This window comes from Priestia sp. YIM B13489 (assembly GCF_042787645.1).
Lineage (GTDB): Bacteria > Bacillota > Bacilli > Bacillales > Bacillaceae_H > Priestia > Priestia megaterium.
Genome location: NZ_JBHZOQ010000053.1, coordinates 2235711 through 2252212, shown reverse-complemented (window position 1 = coordinate 2252212; position 16502 = coordinate 2235711). Strand labels below are relative to the sequence as shown.

Below are 16502 nucleotides of genomic sequence, written 5' to 3'. Positions count from 1 at the left end.
GAAGGAGTTGTCTCATTTTAGATAAAAGAGGCAAAACCTTCTCTTATTTGTGTCCAGAAACGACTGTTTACAGGCTCCTTTTTTGAATAGAGGTATTAAACTTCTTGGCAAATGTGATATACTACGAACGTCGAAATTATCAACTTATTTGGAGGGCTTAATGGAAAAACACTCAAAAGTAATTCAAAAAATGGCACAAGTAATTCCATTTTCGCAAACGGGTGACTTCTATTTCGAAAAAGCGCTGCAGGCGTTTGAAGAAGAGGAGTCGGATAAAGCGCTCAAGTATTTAACGCGTGCAAACAAAGAAAATGCCCGTAATCCACAGCTTCTTACAAACGTTGGAGTAGCTTTAACGGAGCAGGGAGATTATCAAGATGCCAACGAGCTTTTTCTCCATGTGATTCATCATATGGACGATACATTAGGAAGCTGTTACTACTATATAGCCAACAGCTATGCGCATCTTGGACTGTTTGAAGAATCAAAAAAATACGCGATGTATTACATTGAGCATTTTCCAAATGGTGACCTCTTTCGATCGGCTACAGATCTGTTAGATTTACTATCAATTGATGTGGATGAAGAAGATGAAGAACCTAAAAATCAGCTAGGCGACATGCTGATTATAAAACAAGAACAAGCAAAACGACTGCTTGAAGCAACGAATTTTGAAGAAGCAGTGGATTTGTTAACTGAAATAATTGATGAGTATCCAGAATTCTGGTCTGCATATAATAATTTAGCGTTAGCTTATTTTTATTTAAATAAAATTGATGAGGCAATGGATTTGCTGAATGAAGTATTGGAGAAAAACCCTGGAAATCTTCATGCGTTATGCAATCAGCTGATTTTCTATTATTATTGCCATAAGCATAAAGAAGTTGAGGAGCTTACAGACGGGCTTAGCCGCGTTTATCCAATGTCATTTGAACACCGCTATAAGCTTGGAGCAACATTTGCATTGATTGGTCAATACAAACTATCATACAGATGGTTAAAAAAGCTTTATACACAAGGATTTCAAGGAGACAACTCATTTCATTATTGGCTCTCATATGCCTCTTACTATACCGGACGTGAAGCGTTCGCTAAAGAAATGTGGAAGCTGGCATTGGAAGACGTTCCCGATAAAGAAGGAGAGGAGCCTTGGCGCATCAGTCAAAAAGCTGCGAAGGTTTTTCAATCGAAAGTGGATGTTACAGCGAAAAAGAAGTGTGCAACAAAAAATGTTCACGATCAGCTTTACAGCTTGTATATGGCGAAGAAGCTTCCTGAACAGCAGCGTCTGCTCCTTTTAGAAGAAATCAAGTCGTCCATACATATGAGTACACTTTTGGATGAAGTATATACGTATGTATGGCAGGATAAACAACATGTGATTTTTGAGGTGGCAGATGTTATTGAACTGGAGATGGAATCGCAGAATGAAAGTGATACCCAGGATCTTTTAAGCTTTTGGTTTTATGTATATGTACAGGTATATAAACAATCCTATGATTTTCAGCATGTGAACGTAAATGCATGGGCCGCAGCCGTCACATATATATGGGCGAAAGAACAAAACCAGTCTATTACTCAAGCCGATGCGGCAAAACAATATTCCATTTCCGCTGCAACAGTGAGAAAGTACAGTAAAATTGTGAATACGTTATTAAATTGAGCAAAAAAATAGACGGTAATAGGAAGAACATATTAGGATAGTGGTAACGAAATAATTATCCATAAATTTGGAATCAACTACGAAGGAATTTCCTAAAAGGAGTGTAAAGCAATGACAGAAGAAAAAATTTATGATGTCATTATTATTGGGGCAGGTCCAGCAGGTATGACTGCTGCTGTATATACATCTCGTGCAGATTTATCAACACTAATGATTGAACGCGGAATTCCAGGCGGTCAAATGGCTAATACGGAAGATGTAGAAAACTATCCAGGTTATGATCATATCCTTGGTCCTGACCTTTCTAACAAAATGTTTGAGCATGCAAAAAAATTCGGTGCGGAATATGCGTACGGTGATATTAAAGAAATCATCGACGGAGAAGAATACAAGACAGTTCGTGCAGGCAGCAAAGAATATAAAACACGTTCAGTAATCGTTGCTACGGGTGCTGAATATAAAAAATTAGGCGCGCCAGGAGAAAAAGAACTAGGCGGCCGCGGCGTATCTTATTGTGCTGTATGTGACGGTGCATTCTTTAAAGGTAAAGAGCTAGTTGTTGTAGGCGGTGGAGACTCTGCGGTTGAAGAAGGCGTATATTTAACACGCTTCGCAACAAAAGTAACAATTATTCACCGACGCGATGAGCTTCGCGCGCAGAAAATCCTACAGCAGCGTGCATTTGATAACGAAAAAGTTGACTTTATTTGGAATACAACGGTCAAAGAAGTAAATGAAAAAGACGGTAAAGTAGGAAGCGTAACGTTGGTAGATACAAAAACAGGTGAAGAGCGCGAGTTTGGTGCGGACGGCGTATTCATTTATGTTGGAATGGTTCCACTAACAAAACCATTCGAAAGCCTAAACATCACGAATAAAGAAGGATATATTGAAACGAACGAGCAAATGGAAACAAAAGTACCAGGTGTGTTCGCAGCTGGAGACGTTCGTGAAAAGGCTCTTCGTCAAATTGTAACAGCTACAGGCGATGGCAGCATTGCTGCTCAAGCGGCTCAGCACTATGTAGAAGAGTTAAAAGAAAAGTTAAAAGCTATTCAGCAATAAGGCTGAAATCAATCTTTTACAAAACGTAATTCGGTTTTAACTGTTCTGTAACACCTGTGAAACATTGATGGGGTACTATATAGATAGTAATTGACCCCCTTTTATAAAATATATGTATGTCGGGCATAGGACGTGTTCCTATGCCTCTTTTTTGTGACTATAACAGATTGAATTTACGTATATAACAGCAATGGATTATTTTCAGAAAATTTAGTAATAGTTAGTTCATCTCCGTTGTGAGAGAAGTTTGTTTCGTAGTATAATAAAAGAAAATGTCAGTATACATATGATGAGGTGGAAAACATGCAAAGGGTCACAAATTGTGTATTAATGAAAGATGATAAAGTATTGTTGCTTCAAAAGCCACGAAGAAACTGGTGGGTGGCCCCGGGTGGGAAAATGGAGCAAGGAGAATCTGTAAAAGACTCTGTTGTAAGAGAATTTCGTGAAGAAACGGGAATTTATTTGAAAAATCCCACTGTAAAAGGTATCTTTACTTTTACGATGAAAGAAAACGATCAAATTTCATCTGAATGGATGATGTTTACTTTTTTTGCTACAGATTTTGATGGGACAAATGTGCTAGAATCAGAAGAAGGCAAACTCGGTTGGCATAATTTGAGTGAAGTAAGTGAATTGCCGATGGCACCGGGAGATCATCACATTATCGATTATGTAGCAAAAGGGTCGGGTGTTATTTATGGCAACTTTACGTATACAACGGATTTCGAGTTATTATCTTATCGAATTGATCCTTGTTAATGATAAATAGACATGTATGCATAGATTGAGGGGGATGGAAAATGAGTACTGGGTCTGTAAGCGATATTCAATTGGTGATTATTACTGGAATGTCAGGTGCAGGAAAAACAGTAGCAATTCAGAGTTTTGAAGATTTAGGGTTCTTTTGTGTAGATAATTTACCCCCTACATTGCTACCGAAATTTTTAGAACTCATGAAAGAGTCAGGGAATAAAATGAATAAAGTTGCTCTTGTTATGGACTTGCGAGGCAGAGAGTTTTTTGAAAGCCTGTTTGAAGCATTAGATAACATGAGTGAAACAACGTGGGTCACGCCACAAATTTTATTTTTAGATGCAAAAGATTCTGTATTGGTGACGCGCTATAAAGAAACGAGACGTTCACATCCGCTAGCTCCTTCGGGTTTACCTTTAGAAGGAATTGGTATGGAACGTGAGCTTCTTGAGGAGTTAAAGGGAAGAGCTCAGCTTATTTATGAGACGTCAGAGTTAAAACCAAGAGAGCTTAGAGAAAAGATTTTAACTCAGTTTTCGTCGCACGCTTCACAGGTTTTTACTGTTAATGTGATGTCGTTTGGTTTTAAATATGGTGTACCTATTGACGCTGATTTAGTCTTTGATGTGCGCTTTTTGCCAAACCCTCACTACATTGACCATATGCGCCCTAAAACAGGGCTTGAAGAAGAGGTTTCTTCTTACGTATTAAAATGGACGGAAACTCAAAAGTTCATTGAAAAAGTAGTAGACTTACTTTCGTTTATGCTTCCACAGTACAAGCGAGAAGGTAAAAGCCAGCTGGTCATTGCTATAGGATGCACAGGCGGACAGCATCGCTCCGTCACATTAGCTGAATATTTAGGTCACCATTTCCAGAATGAATACAAAACTCATATTTCTCATCGTGACATTGAGAGGAGAAAGGAAAATCATAGATGAGCAGTGAACAGCTTCCAAAAGTTGTCGTCATTGGGGGAGGAACGGGTTTACCAGTGCTGTTAAGAGGGTTGAAGGAATACCCTCTTGATCTTACAGCCATCGTAACCGTAGCAGACGACGGGGGAAGTTCTGGCCGATTGCGCGATGAACTTGAAATCCCTGCTCCTGGTGATATTCGAAATGTGCTAGTTGCTTTATCAGATGTAGAGCCACTAGTTGAAGAGCTTTTTCAGCATCGATTTGATACAGGAAATGAGCTTACAGGCCATTCTCTTGGCAATTTGTTGCTTGCAGCTATGACGTCTATTACTGGCGATTTTGTGCATGCTATACGAGAAATGAGCAAAGTACTAAACGTCAGAGGGAAAGTACTTCCAGCAGCTAATCAAAGTGTTGTGCTGCATGCGGAGATGCAAGATGGATCCATCGTAACAGGTGAATCTAAAATTCCAGAAGTTAATAAAAAAATTAATAAAGTATTTTTATCGCCCGCCGATGTGAAGCCGCTTGTCGAGACAATAAAAGCGATTCGACGCGCTGATTTAATTGTGTTGGGGCCCGGAAGTCTTTATACAAGTATTTTGCCGAATTTACTGGTGCGGGATATTTGTAACGAGCTTTGTTCGACAAAAGCAAAGAAAGTGTACGTATGCAACGTGATGACGCAGCCGGGTGAGACATTGGGTTTTAAGGCAAGTGATCATATTAAAGCGCTTTACAATCATATGCCTTGTGCATTTTTAGATGCGATTATCGTCAATAATGCGCCTATTCCAGCGCCTTTGAAAAAGAAATATCAAGTAGAGCAGGCTCAGCCTGTAGAATATGATCGTGAAGTATTGCTAAAATTAGGGTTAGAAGTGATTGAAGATCAAATTATTCAGTATGACGGCAGCGTAATTAGGCATGATACAAAAAAAGTAGCAAAGCTTGTGTATTCTATGCTGACATCGCTGCAAGGTAAAGCGAATACGGGTGTTTAACACTATTTCCGTATGTAGATTGGAGGTGAAGTTATGTCATTTGCATCAGAAACAAAAAAAGAGTTAACGAATTTAGAAGTCAAAGATTGCTGTGCAAAAGCAGAGCTTTCTGCATTAATTCGAATGAATGGTTCACTTTCTTTTTCGAATAAAAAATTTACGGTTGATGTTCAAACAGAAAACGCAGCGATTGCTCGGCGCATTTATGTCCTGCTTAAGAAAAATTATGATGTGTCAGTAGAACTGCTTGTGCGTAAGAAAATGCGGTTGAAAAAAAACAATGTGTATATTGTTCGATTAGTAGAGAAAACGAGAATGCTTTTGGAAGACTTAAAAATTGTAGAAGAAGGATTCACGTTTACACATCGTATTTCACCAGAGCTAGTACAAAAAAAATGCTGTAAGCGATCCTACTTAAGAGGCGCATTTTTAGCGGGCGGTTCTATTAATAACCCAGAGACATCATCGTACCATCTTGAAATCTTTTCATTGTATGAAGAGCACAACGAAGCTTTATGCAATTTAATGAACGAGTTTCAATTGAATAGTAAAACATTAGAACGGAAAAAAGGCTATATTAACTATTTGAAAGAAGCTGAAAAAATTACGGAGTTTCTAAATATCATTGGAGCCCATAACGCTCTGTTACGGTTTGAGGATGTAAGAATCGTCCGAGATATGCGAAATTCCGTTAATCGCTTAGTTAATTGTGAAACAGCTAACTTAAATAAAACGATCGGAGCGGCTATTCGTCAAGTGGAAAACATTCGTTATATTGATGAAACAGCTGGCTTAGATATCTTACCAGAAAAGCTAAGAGAAATTGCTCGTTTACGTGTGGAATACCAAGACGTTACGTTAAAGGAGCTGGGTGAGATGGTATCGGGAGGTCAAATTAGCAAATCGGGCATTAACCATCGGTTGCGTAAAATTGACCAAATAGCAGACAAGCTTCGCGCCGGTCAGCCAGTCACATAAGGGGAATTGCAAGGGGGAGGATTTTATTATGGAAAAACAAGTAGAAGTAAAATTAAAAACGGGATTACAAGCTCGTGTTGCCGCACTATTTGTGCAAGAAGCAACTCGTTTTACATCTGATGTGTACTTGAAGAAAGATGAGAAAGTGGTCAACGCTAAAAGTATCATGGGGTTAATGAGCTTAGCGATTAATAACGGTTCTCTTATTACGCTCATCGTTGAAGGGGTAGATGAAAAAGAAGCAATGGATGCGTTAGTAGCTTACGTAGAGAACGATGCATAAAAAAGCCTTTCCCGCTGCGGGAAAGGCTTTTTTTTATTTAGGGTCGCTTTCTAATACTTTGTCAATTAGACCGTATTCTAAAGCGCGTTCAGCAGTCATGAAATTATCACGATCTGTATCACGTTGTAGCACTTCTAAAGGTTGACCTGTACGCTCAGCTAAAATTGAATTTAGTTTTTCGCGTAAGAATAGAATACGTTTTGCCGCAATTTCGATTTCAGTAGCTTGTCCTTGAGCACCACCAAGAGGTTGATGAATCATTACTTCGCTGTTTGGAAGAGCAAAACGTTTGCCCTTTTCACCAGCAGCCAGTAAGAAAGCACCCATTGATGCAGCCATACCGATACAAATTGTAGAAACTTTTGGCTTAATGAATTGCATCGTATCGTAGATAGCCATTCCAGCTGTAATAGAGCCACCTGGACTGTTGATATAAAGTGAGATATCTTTTTCTGGGTCTTCAGCAGCTAAGAATAGAAGCTGAGAAACGATTGAGTTAGCTACATTATCATCAATAGCACTACCTAAAATAATAATGCGGTCTTTTAACAAACGTGAATAAATGTCATAAGCACGTTCACCACGGTTTGTTTGTTCAATAACTGTAGGAATTAAGTTCATATTAAATTCCTCCTTAACAAGAATAATTTGTTATGTACCTATAATACACGTATGGTCAATAAAGGTCAAACAAAAGAACCTCTACTACACATATTCGCTTAAAAGACTATGTATTCCTCTTTGACATTATTAAAATTTTCCCCCCTTCTAAAAAAAATAAACGTAGTATTCTATTGAAAAGAGAAGTTTTCTCTCCTATAATGGAAGTTGTGACAAATATGCCCTCGTAGTGTAGTGGATAGCACAAGAGATTCCGGTTCTCTTAGGGTGGGTTCGAATCCTGTCGAGGGCGTCTTAAAACGTTGCGGATTACGCAACGTTTTTTATTTTGAGTAAAAAGGCTCATCTTCTCAAAAAATAATATTTATTTTTCTCCTCCAATCCTTTATACGCGCAAGGAAGCAAGAAATTAATTCCATTGTACCGGTTGCGGAATTTGTCAGAATACTATAAAACAGTATATAAGGAAAAGAAACACGGAGGAGGAATAAATATGAAATATATGAACAAACTTTTCATTGTCAGTGCATCGGTAGCATTATTGCTGTCTGCATGCGGGACGAACGAAGATTCTGCTCAGCCGAAGTCTAATGATCAAGCAGAAAATGTTCAGCAGGACACAGCTTCTAAATCTGATCAAACATCAGGCGCTGCAAAAGAAGATTCGAAAAAAGATGCGGATTCTTCCGAGGTCTCAGCCAAACCTTCAGGAAGTCAATCATCAACTAGCGAAACAGCGGAAGATGGACAGTCAACGTCTTCTTCAGAAACAAAACTAACAAAAAGCCCAGAACAAGATTATTCTATTCAAGTAATGGACGGTTATAAACTAACGGGTGAAGAACCAGGAAAAGATGCGTTAGTATTAACTTCAGATGATTCTCAATTTATGCGTATTGAAATGCTTTCATCAGAAGTATCGATGGATGACGCTGCTCAATCTGTTAAACAAACGGCAACAGCAGTTAATAAAAATGCAGCAGAGAAAAAGAATCTTGAAGAGAATGGAATCTTCAAAGATTCTGTTTGGTATGAAGCCACATCTGGGGACCATACGGTAAACGCCGTGTTGGTTAAAGGAAAGAAACCAATGAAGCTAATCATCTTCACGAAAAATGAAGAAGGAAACTTGGACAAGTTTATGCAAATGGCACAAACCATTCAATAAGCAATTTTTCTATATATTATACACATGCAGAAAATTCGACATGACGAAGAAAACGTCATGTCGGATTATTACTCGGATCATGTGGTTGGTGCGAATTATAATGAAAAGTTATAAAGGTGCATAACTCTATTACTTTTTTGATGGTTAATAATTAAAAATAGGATGAACCGCTTCGTTAACAAAGGTTGACGAAGATTTTTTGATGAAAAAATTACATATAAAAAATAGTTACATGCTCTTTGAAAGCGTTTTTATAGTAAAATAGATGAAGGGGAGGGGAGAAATAATGGAAATTGGATTATTTCAGCAGCAGTCGTTAAAGCTGACGATGTCAAAAGAATTATCACAAGCTATTTCTCTTTTACAATATTCATCGATGGATATTGTAGCGTTTTTACATGAGCAGGCGCTTCAAAATCCGCTTATAGATTTTTCAGAGCTGCCCGTCTATACATCTCACAATCAAAAAAATCATGCAACTTCTGATTCAACAGATTATATGAGCAGTATACCAGCTCCTAAAGAAACGCTGTACGAACATTTAATGAATCAATCCGCATTATTAAAGTTAGATGAATGTGAGCAGGCAGCCGTTGAGTTTGTTATTAATAGCCTGGATGATGCTGGCTATTTGCACGATGAGTTAATCATACTTGCTAACCAGCTTGGCCAAGATCAGGAGCAGGTTGAAAAGGCTCTCCAGCTTGTGCAGCAGATGGACCCGGCAGGAGTAGGGGCAAGAAGTTTACAAGAGTGCTTAATGCTTCAATTAAAAAGGAATAATCAATGGACAGAAAAAATAGAGCAAATTTTGACACATCACTTTGAGGAATTCGCGTATAAAAAATGGATGAAAATCTCAAAGTTATGTCAAATCTCACTTGAAGCTCTTCAACACTTACATGAACAGATTAAGAAATTAAATCCTCGTCCTGGATCGTTTTATATGAAGTCCAATGAACGATTCATTGTACCGGATTTTATTGTAAAAATTGAAGATGGAAATGTCGTTGCTTATGCAAATGAGGATTTGGAACCTCGACTTTCAGTGAATGAACAATACAAACTTCAGCTGAAAAATAGGCAGAACCAAGAAATGTTTTCTTATTTGCAAGAGAAATATCGTGAATTCCAATGGATTATGAAAAGTTTACACACACGCAAAGATACATTAAACGCATTAATGAATACCTTACTCGTTGAACAAGAAGCATTTTTTAAAAAGGGTCCTTCGTATTTGAAGCCGTTAACAATGAAGGAAGTAGCGGAACAAACGTCTGTGCATGAATCAACGATTAGCCGTGCTACTCGGCACAAATATATTCAAACGCCTTTTGGCACCTTTTCAATGAAATCTTTTTTTTCAACTAGTATTCAACTGGGCAACAACGAAGCGACTTCTACAACTCACGTAAAAGAACTGCTTAAAAAGCTAGTAGCAGAAGAAAACAAACAGCGTCCGCTTTCAGATCAGCAGTTGGCTAACGTTTTGCAAAGCAATTATAACGTTACTATTTCAAGAAGAACGGTAGCCAAATATCGAGATCAATTAAACGTTCTACCATCCAGTCAACGAAAACTTTTTGTCACGCAGTAAAGGAGTGGGAATGTGGAGGTCGTACTGTATACTAAAAATGGCTGTCACTTATGCGATGATGCAAAGAAGCTGCTTGCAGAGCTGCAGTCGGAGTTTCCCTTTCAGCTTATTGAACGAGATATTTACAAAAACGATGAGTGGCTGGAAAAGTATCACCTTGCCATTCCTGTAGTAGAAATGGATGGAGAAGAAGTAGAATATGGAAAAATAACAGGTATTCCGTTAAGAAAACGCTTACTTTTAAAAATAGGCAACACATGAGTTGAATAAAGGATTCACTCCTGTTAGAATAGATTTTGTAGCAGGGTGAATTTTTTTTGCGCAAGGTGGGACATAATATGTCTATACGGGACAAAAAATGTCCAGCGAGTTTATGCCTTAAGGGGATTTTAACATGCGTTCTTTAATAGAAGTACAACGAAAATTATTACCTGAACTTCTCTCAGTTATGCAAAAGCGCTATCAAATCTTGCAATACATACGTTTAATGCAGCCGATTGGCCGCAGAAACTTAGCTGTAAGCCTTGGGCTAACAGAGCGTGTGTTACGAAGCGAAGTAACATTCTTAAAAGAACAAGATTTGATTGACATTTATCCTAGTGGAATGACGCTTACAAATGAGGGAGAGCTCCTTCTGGCTGAATTAGAAGAAGTAATGAAGGAAGTTTCAGGACTTCGGTTATTGGAAACAACATTAAAAGAGGCGTTTTCTTTATCAGAAGTTGTTGTTGTATCTGGAGATAGTGATCAGTCTCCTTGGGTCAAAAATGAAATGGGTCGAGCATCTGTTTCGTGTATCAAGGAGCGCCTTGTTGGTCAAAAAAATACCGTTGCTGTTACAGGTGGTACGACGCTTGCCGCCGTTGCCGAAATGATGACACCTGATTTAAAACACCCTGATGTACTTTTTGTACCTGCTCGCGGAGGGCTAGGGGAAAATGTACAAAACCAAGCAAATACGATTTGTGCTAAGATGGCTGAAAAGTCCATGAGTCACTATCGCTTGCTTCATGTTCCAGATCAGCTTAGTGATGAAGCGTACCGATCTATTATCGGTGAACCATCTATTAAAGACATGCTTCATTTAATTAAGTCCGCTGGTATGGTTGTTCACGGAATAGGAGACGCTATGACAATGGCAGAACGCCGTAAAACACCACAAGCAGACTTAGAAAAAGTGAAAAATGGACATGCTGTAGGTGAGGCATTTGGATACTATTTTAATCATCAAGGCGAAGTTGTTCATAAAGTTAAAACAGTTGGCATACAACTCGATGATTTAAAGAACAATAAATGTGTTATTGCTGTTGCAGGAGGTTCATCAAAAGCAAAGGCAATTAAAGCGTTTATGCAACAAGCGCATGATTCGATTCTCATTACAGATGAAGGCGCCGCAAAAGAGTTAGTAAGGGGTTTTAATTAATCCCTCATATAAAAAATACTTTTTACATTCAAGGAGGAAATACCCATGGCAGTAAAAATTGGTATTAACGGATTTGGTCGTATCGGCCGTAATGTATTCCGCGCAGCTTTAAAAAATGATAACGTTGAAGTAGTAGCAATCAACGACTTAACAGATGCTAACATGCTTGCTCACCTTTTAAAATATGATTCTGTACACGGAAAATTAGATGCAGAAGTAGTAGTAGATGGTAGCAACTTAGTAGTAAACGGTAAAACAATCGAAATCTCTGCTGAACGTGACCCAGCTCAATTATCTTGGGGCAAACAAGGCGTAGAAATCGTTGTTGAATCTACTGGATTCTTCACAAAACGCGCTGACGCTGCAAAACACTTAGAAGCAGGAGCTAAAAAAGTAATCATCTCTGCTCCAGCATCTGACGAAGATATCACAATCGTAATGGGTGTTAACGAAGACAAATACGATGCGGCTAACCACAACGTAATTTCAAACGCTTCTTGTACAACTAACTGCTTAGCGCCATTTGCTAAAGTGTTAAATGACAAGTTCGGTCTTAAACGCGGAATGATGACAACAGTTCACTCTTACACAAACGACCAACAAATCTTAGACTTACCACACAAAGATTACCGTCGTGCTCGTGCAGCTGCTGAAAACATCATCCCAACTTCAACTGGTGCTGCTAAAGCTGTATCTCTAGTATTACCTGAATTAAAAGGTAAATTAAACGGTGGAGCTATGCGTGTTCCAACTCCAAACGTTTCTTTAGTAGACTTAGTTGCTGAACTTGACAAAGAAGTAACTGTTGAAGATGTAAACAACGCTCTTAAAGAAGCTGCTGAAGGCGATCTTAAAGGTATCCTTGGTTACAGCGAAGAGCCACTAGTATCTGGTGACTACAATGGTAACATCAACTCTTCTACAATCGATGCATTATCTACAATGGTAATGGAAGGTAACATGGTTAAAGTTATCTCTTGGTACGATAACGAGAGCGGATATTCTAACCGTGTAGTAGACCTTGCTCAATACATCGCTGCTAAAGGACTATAAGAATAACTTAAAATTCGCTTCTATTTTATTCAATAAGACAGAAATCGACTAGACTTTCCTTTTTTATTGGATATCTGAAAATAGAACGACTATAATAAGACTTGCTAAGGAAGAGAGGGGCATACCCCCTCTTCCTTGATTTATGTATTGGCTTCTACATGAAAAAGCGTCATAAGCAGCTAACTGGAGTTTCACTTTATATAGAAAGGCGCCAATATATAAAATGAAATCTACGGTGGTTTGTGGATTGATGATTACATAGAAGCCTACTTGCTTAGTACCATAAATACTTAAGGAGGCCTTTTAACGATGAACAAAAAAACGTTGAAAGACATCGATGTAAAAGGAAAGCGAGTATTTTGTCGCGTAGACTTTAACGTACCAATGAAAGACGGAAAAGTAACAGATGAAACTCGTATTCGTGCAGCTATTCCTACTATTCAATATTTAGTAGAACAAGGTGCAAAAGTAATTTTAGCTAGCCATCTTGGACGTCCAAAAGGCGAAGTTGTTGAAGAGTTACGTCTAAATGCTGTTGCAGAACGTTTACAAGCTCTTCTTGGTAAAGACGTTGCAAAAGCTGACGAAGCTTTTGGTGAAGAAGTAAAGAAAACAATCGACGGCATGAGCGAAGGCGATGTTTTAGTACTTGAAAACGTACGTTTTTACCCAGGTGAAGAGAAAAACGATCCTGAATTAGCAAAAGCATTTGCTGAATTAGCAGACGTGTACGTAAACGATGCATTCGGTGCAGCTCACCGTGCGCATGCTTCAACAGAAGGAATTGCACAACATATTCCAGCAGTAGCAGGTTTCTTAATGGAAAAAGAGCTTGATGTGCTTTCAAAAGCATTATCAAACCCAGAACGTCCATTTACTGCAATCGTTGGTGGAGCAAAAGTTAAAGACAAAATCGGTGTAATTGACCACTTGCTTGATAAAGTAGATAACTTAATCATCGGTGGAGGACTTTCTTACACATTTATTAAGGCACTAGGCCATGAAGTAGGTAAATCACTTCTTGAAGAAGACAAGATTGAACTTGCAAAATCTTTCATGGAAAAAGCTAAGAAAAACGGAGTAAACTTCTACATGCCAGTGGACGTGGTAGTAGCAGATGACTTCTCAAATGATGCTAATATTCAAGTTGTATCAATTGAAGATATTCCAAGCGATTGGGAAGGCTTAGACGCAGGACCGAAAACGCGCGAAATCTATGCTGACGTAATCAAAAACTCTAAGTTAGTTATTTGGAATGGACCAATGGGTGTATTTGAATTAGACGCATTTGCTAACGGAACAAAAGCAGTAGCAGAAGCTTTAGCAGAAGCAACTGACACATATTCAGTAATCGGCGGAGGAGACTCTGCAGCAGCTGTTGAAAAATTCAACTTAGCTGATAAAATGAGCCATATTTCTACAGGTGGCGGTGCGTCACTAGAGTTTATGGAAGGTAAAGAACTTCCAGGCGTAGTTGCATTAAACGATAAGTAAGTTTATGTTTCAGTAAGACGGAGGACCGACCTGACGACTGATAATATAAAAAATTATCAAGCAGCGAAGATGGATGACCAAGAGATAAAAGGGACCGAATCACTTTTAACAGCACCCTCTTGGACATCTAACGCGTGAAGGGAAAACCCACAATAAACAAAGGACGGTGTTATACATGCGTAAACCAATTATTGCAGGAAACTGGAAAATGAACAAAGTACTTTCTGAAGCAACTAGCTTTGTTGAAGAAGTAAAAGGAGCAGTACCATCTCCTGAAAGCGTAGAATCAGTAGTATGTGCACCTGCACTATTTTTAGATCGTTTAGTAGAAGCGACTAAAGGCACAGACTTAAAAATTGGTGCACAAAACATGCACTTTGAAGAAAACGGTGCGTTCACTGGAGAAGTGAGCCCTGTTGCTTTAGCAGACTTAGGTGTGAACTATGTCATTTTAGGACACTCTGAGCGTCGTGAAATGTTTGCTGAAACGGACGAAACAGTAAACCAAAAAACAATTTCTGCATTCAAACACGGTTTAACACCAATCGTGTGCTGCGGTGAAACAAATGAAGAGTACGAACAAGATCAAACAAAAACAGTTGTAGCTAATCAAGTACAAAAAGCATTAGCTGGTCTAACTGATGAGCAAGTAAAACAAACAGTTATCGCATATGAGCCAATCTGGGCAATCGGTACAGGTAAATCTTCAACTGCTGAAGGTGCAAACGAAGTTTGTGCATACATCCGTAGCGTTGTTGCAGAACAATTCTCTCAAGATGTTGCAGATGCTGTACGTATTCAATACGGCGGTAGCGTAAAACCTGCTAATATTAAAGAATATATGTCTCAATCAGACATTGACGGAGCTTTAGTAGGTGGAGCAAGCTTAGAAGCAGATTCTTTCTTACAGCTTTTGGAGGCTGGTAAGTAATGAGTAAAAAGCCAGTAGCATTAATCATCTTAGATGGTTTTGCATTACGCGATGAAGATAAAGGTAATGCGGTAACACATGCAAAAAAACCAAACTTCGACCGTTTCTGGAACGAGTATCCTCATGCTACACTTGAGGCGTCTGGAGAAGCTGTAGGCTTACCAGAAGGCCAAATGGGTAACTCTGAAGTAGGTCACTTAAACATCGGCGCAGGCCGAATTGTGTACCAAAGCTTAACTCGTGTAAACGTAGCAATTCGTGAAGGCGAGTTTGAACAAAACGAAACGCTTCTAGCAGCTGTAAAGCACGCAAAAGAAAAGGGTACAAATCTTCATCTTTTCGGGCTTTTATCTGATGGCGGTGTACACAGTCATATCGAACATCTATATGCATTATTGCGTCTAGCTAAGAGTGAAGGCTTAGAAAAAGTCTACATTCATGGCTTCTTAGATGGTCGTGACGTAGCACCTCAATCTGCTGAAACGTATTTAAAAGAACTTAATGAAAAAATTGAAGAGTATGGCGTTGGTGAAATTGCAACAATTTCAGGACGTTACTACTCAATGGACCGCGACAAACGCTGGGAGCGCGTAGAGAAATCATACCGCGCAATGGTGTACGGCGAAGGTCCATCATATACAAGCGCTGAAGAGTGCGTAAAAGATTCGTATGAAAATGGAATCTATGACGAATTCGTTTTACCTTCTGTTATTACAAAAGAAGACGGATCGCCAGTTGCGACAATTCAAGACGAAGATGCAGTTATTTTCTACAACTTCCGTCCGGATCGCGCAATTCAAATTTCAAATACGTTCGCAAACGAAGATTTCCGTTCATTTGATCGTGGTGAAAAACATCCGAAAAACTTACATTTTGTATGTTTAACTCACTTCAGCGAAACAGTTGACGGATATGTAGCCTTTAAGCCAATTAACTTGGATAACACGCTTGGTGAAGTATTATCTCAAAATAACTTAAAGCAGCTTCGTATTGCCGAGACAGAAAAATATCCTCACGTAACGTTCTTTATGAGCGGTGGACGTGAAGCAGAGTTTCCTGGTGAAACACGTATCTTAATCGATTCACCAAAAGTAGCAACATATGACTTGAAACCTGAGATGAGTGCTTATGAAGTGACGGACGCGTTGCTTGCAGAAATCGAAGGCGATAAGCAAGACGCTATTTTATTAAACTTTGCAAATCCTGATATGGTAGGCCATTCAGGTATGTTAGAACCAACGGTAAAAGCAATTGAAACAGTAGATGAGTGCTTAGGCAAAATTGTAGATGCAATTTTAGCTAAAGGCGGTACAGCAATCATCACAGCAGACCATGGTAATGCTGATGAAGTGATTACGCTTGAAGGTAATCCAATGACGGCTCATACAACGAATCCTGTTCCAGTAATCGTAACCAAACAAGGCTTAGAGCTTCGTGAAGACGGTATTCTAGGAGATCTAGCTCCTACGATGCTTACTCTTCTAGATGTAGCACAGCCAAAAGAAATGACAGGTAAAACATTAATTAAATAATTAATTATAAAGGA

At 38.8% G+C, this 16502-nt stretch carries 16 protein-coding genes and 1 tRNA gene; 16 read left to right on the top strand and 1 reads right to left on the bottom strand.

Annotation, left to right across the window (positions count from 1 at the left end; all coding sequences use genetic code 11):
* Positions 1-160 precede the first annotated feature (160 nt).
* From ACFX4W_RS17320 to ACFX4W_RS17290, 7 genes are all read left to right on the top strand, one after another.
* Positions 161-1663 (top strand): tetratricopeptide repeat protein, encoded by a 1503-nt coding sequence (locus tag ACFX4W_RS17320; RefSeq protein WP_043977338.1) that lies wholly within the window; start codon positions 161-163, stop codon positions 1661-1663.
* 111 nt (positions 1664-1774) lie between these two features.
* On the top strand, positions 1775-2728 hold the full coding sequence (trxB, locus tag ACFX4W_RS17315; RefSeq protein ID WP_013059713.1) for a thioredoxin-disulfide reductase: 954 nt from the start codon (positions 1775-1777) through the stop codon (positions 2726-2728).
* Between the two features lie 303 nt (positions 2729-3031).
* On the top strand, positions 3032-3490 hold the full coding sequence (locus ACFX4W_RS17310) for an 8-oxo-dGTP diphosphatase (RefSeq protein ID WP_013059712.1): 459 nt from the start codon (positions 3032-3034) through the stop codon (positions 3488-3490).
* 41 nt (positions 3491-3531) lie between these two features.
* Positions 3532-4425, top strand: coding sequence for an RNase adapter RapZ (rapZ, locus tag ACFX4W_RS17305; protein WP_013059711.1), 894 nt, complete (start codon positions 3532-3534; stop codon positions 4423-4425).
* Positions 4422-5408, top strand: coding sequence for a gluconeogenesis factor YvcK family protein (locus ACFX4W_RS17300; protein WP_097824888.1), 987 nt, complete (start codon positions 4422-4424; stop codon positions 5406-5408). The genes rapZ and ACFX4W_RS17300 overlap by 4 nt, the downstream gene beginning before the upstream one ends.
* A 33-nt stretch (positions 5409-5441) precedes the next feature.
* Positions 5442-6386, top strand: a complete 945-nt coding sequence (gene whiA / locus ACFX4W_RS17295; protein ID WP_013085390.1) for a DNA-binding protein WhiA — start codon at positions 5442-5444, stop codon at positions 6384-6386.
* A gap of 28 nt (positions 6387-6414) precedes the next feature.
* Positions 6415-6669, top strand: a complete 255-nt coding sequence (locus tag ACFX4W_RS17290; protein ID WP_013059708.1) for an HPr family phosphocarrier protein — start codon at positions 6415-6417, stop codon at positions 6667-6669.
* 33 nt (positions 6670-6702) lie between these two features.
* Here ACFX4W_RS17290 and clpP read toward each other — a convergent pair whose 3' ends face one another.
* A complete protein-coding gene (clpP, locus tag ACFX4W_RS17285; protein ID WP_162215081.1) occupies positions 6703-7290 on the bottom strand; it encodes an ATP-dependent Clp endopeptidase proteolytic subunit ClpP in 588 nt (195 codons plus the stop codon).
* 220 nt (positions 7291-7510) lie between these two features.
* Here clpP and ACFX4W_RS17280 point away from each other — a divergent pair.
* The 9 genes from ACFX4W_RS17280 (at position 7511) to gpmI (ending at position 16488) form a co-directional block, all read left to right on the top strand.
* Positions 7511-7582 (top strand) — tRNA-Arg (locus ACFX4W_RS17280).
* 201 nt (positions 7583-7783) lie between these two features.
* Positions 7784-8458 (top strand): hypothetical protein, encoded by a 675-nt coding sequence (locus ACFX4W_RS17275; RefSeq protein ID WP_377559834.1) that lies wholly within the window; start codon positions 7784-7786, stop codon positions 8456-8458.
* 286 nt (positions 8459-8744) lie between these two features.
* Complete coding sequence (gene rpoN, locus ACFX4W_RS17270; RefSeq protein WP_043977325.1) at positions 8745-10055, top strand: RNA polymerase factor sigma-54; 1311 nt, start codon at positions 8745-8747, stop codon at positions 10053-10055.
* Positions 10056-10067: 12 nt separating this feature from the next.
* Positions 10068-10316, top strand: a complete 249-nt coding sequence (locus tag ACFX4W_RS17265) for a glutaredoxin family protein (protein ID WP_043977322.1) — start codon at positions 10068-10070, stop codon at positions 10314-10316.
* Positions 10317-10449: 133 nt separating this feature from the next.
* Positions 10450-11478 carry a sugar-binding transcriptional regulator gene (locus ACFX4W_RS17260; protein WP_043977320.1) on the top strand — a complete coding sequence of 343 codons (1029 nt, stop codon included), beginning with the start codon at positions 10450-10452 and terminating at the stop codon, positions 11476-11478.
* Positions 11479-11523: 45 nt separating this feature from the next.
* The gene (gene gap, locus ACFX4W_RS17255) at positions 11524-12531 is read left to right on the top strand and encodes a type I glyceraldehyde-3-phosphate dehydrogenase (RefSeq protein WP_013059702.1); all 1008 of its coding nucleotides are present in this window, start codon (positions 11524-11526) and stop codon (positions 12529-12531) included.
* Between the two features lie 309 nt (positions 12532-12840).
* The gene (locus tag ACFX4W_RS17250; protein ID WP_013059701.1) at positions 12841-14025 is read left to right on the top strand and encodes a phosphoglycerate kinase; all 1185 of its coding nucleotides are present in this window, start codon (positions 12841-12843) and stop codon (positions 14023-14025) included.
* A 175-nt stretch (positions 14026-14200) separates the two neighbouring features.
* The gene (tpiA, locus tag ACFX4W_RS17245; RefSeq protein WP_043977318.1) at positions 14201-14956 is read left to right on the top strand and encodes a triose-phosphate isomerase; all 756 of its coding nucleotides are present in this window, start codon (positions 14201-14203) and stop codon (positions 14954-14956) included.
* Positions 14956-16488 carry a 2,3-bisphosphoglycerate-independent phosphoglycerate mutase gene (gene gpmI / locus ACFX4W_RS17240; RefSeq protein WP_043977316.1) on the top strand — a complete coding sequence of 511 codons (1533 nt, stop codon included), beginning with the start codon at positions 14956-14958 and terminating at the stop codon, positions 16486-16488. Before tpiA ends, gpmI begins: the two co-directional genes overlap by 1 nt.
* The last annotated feature ends 14 nt before the right edge of the window (positions 16489-16502 follow it).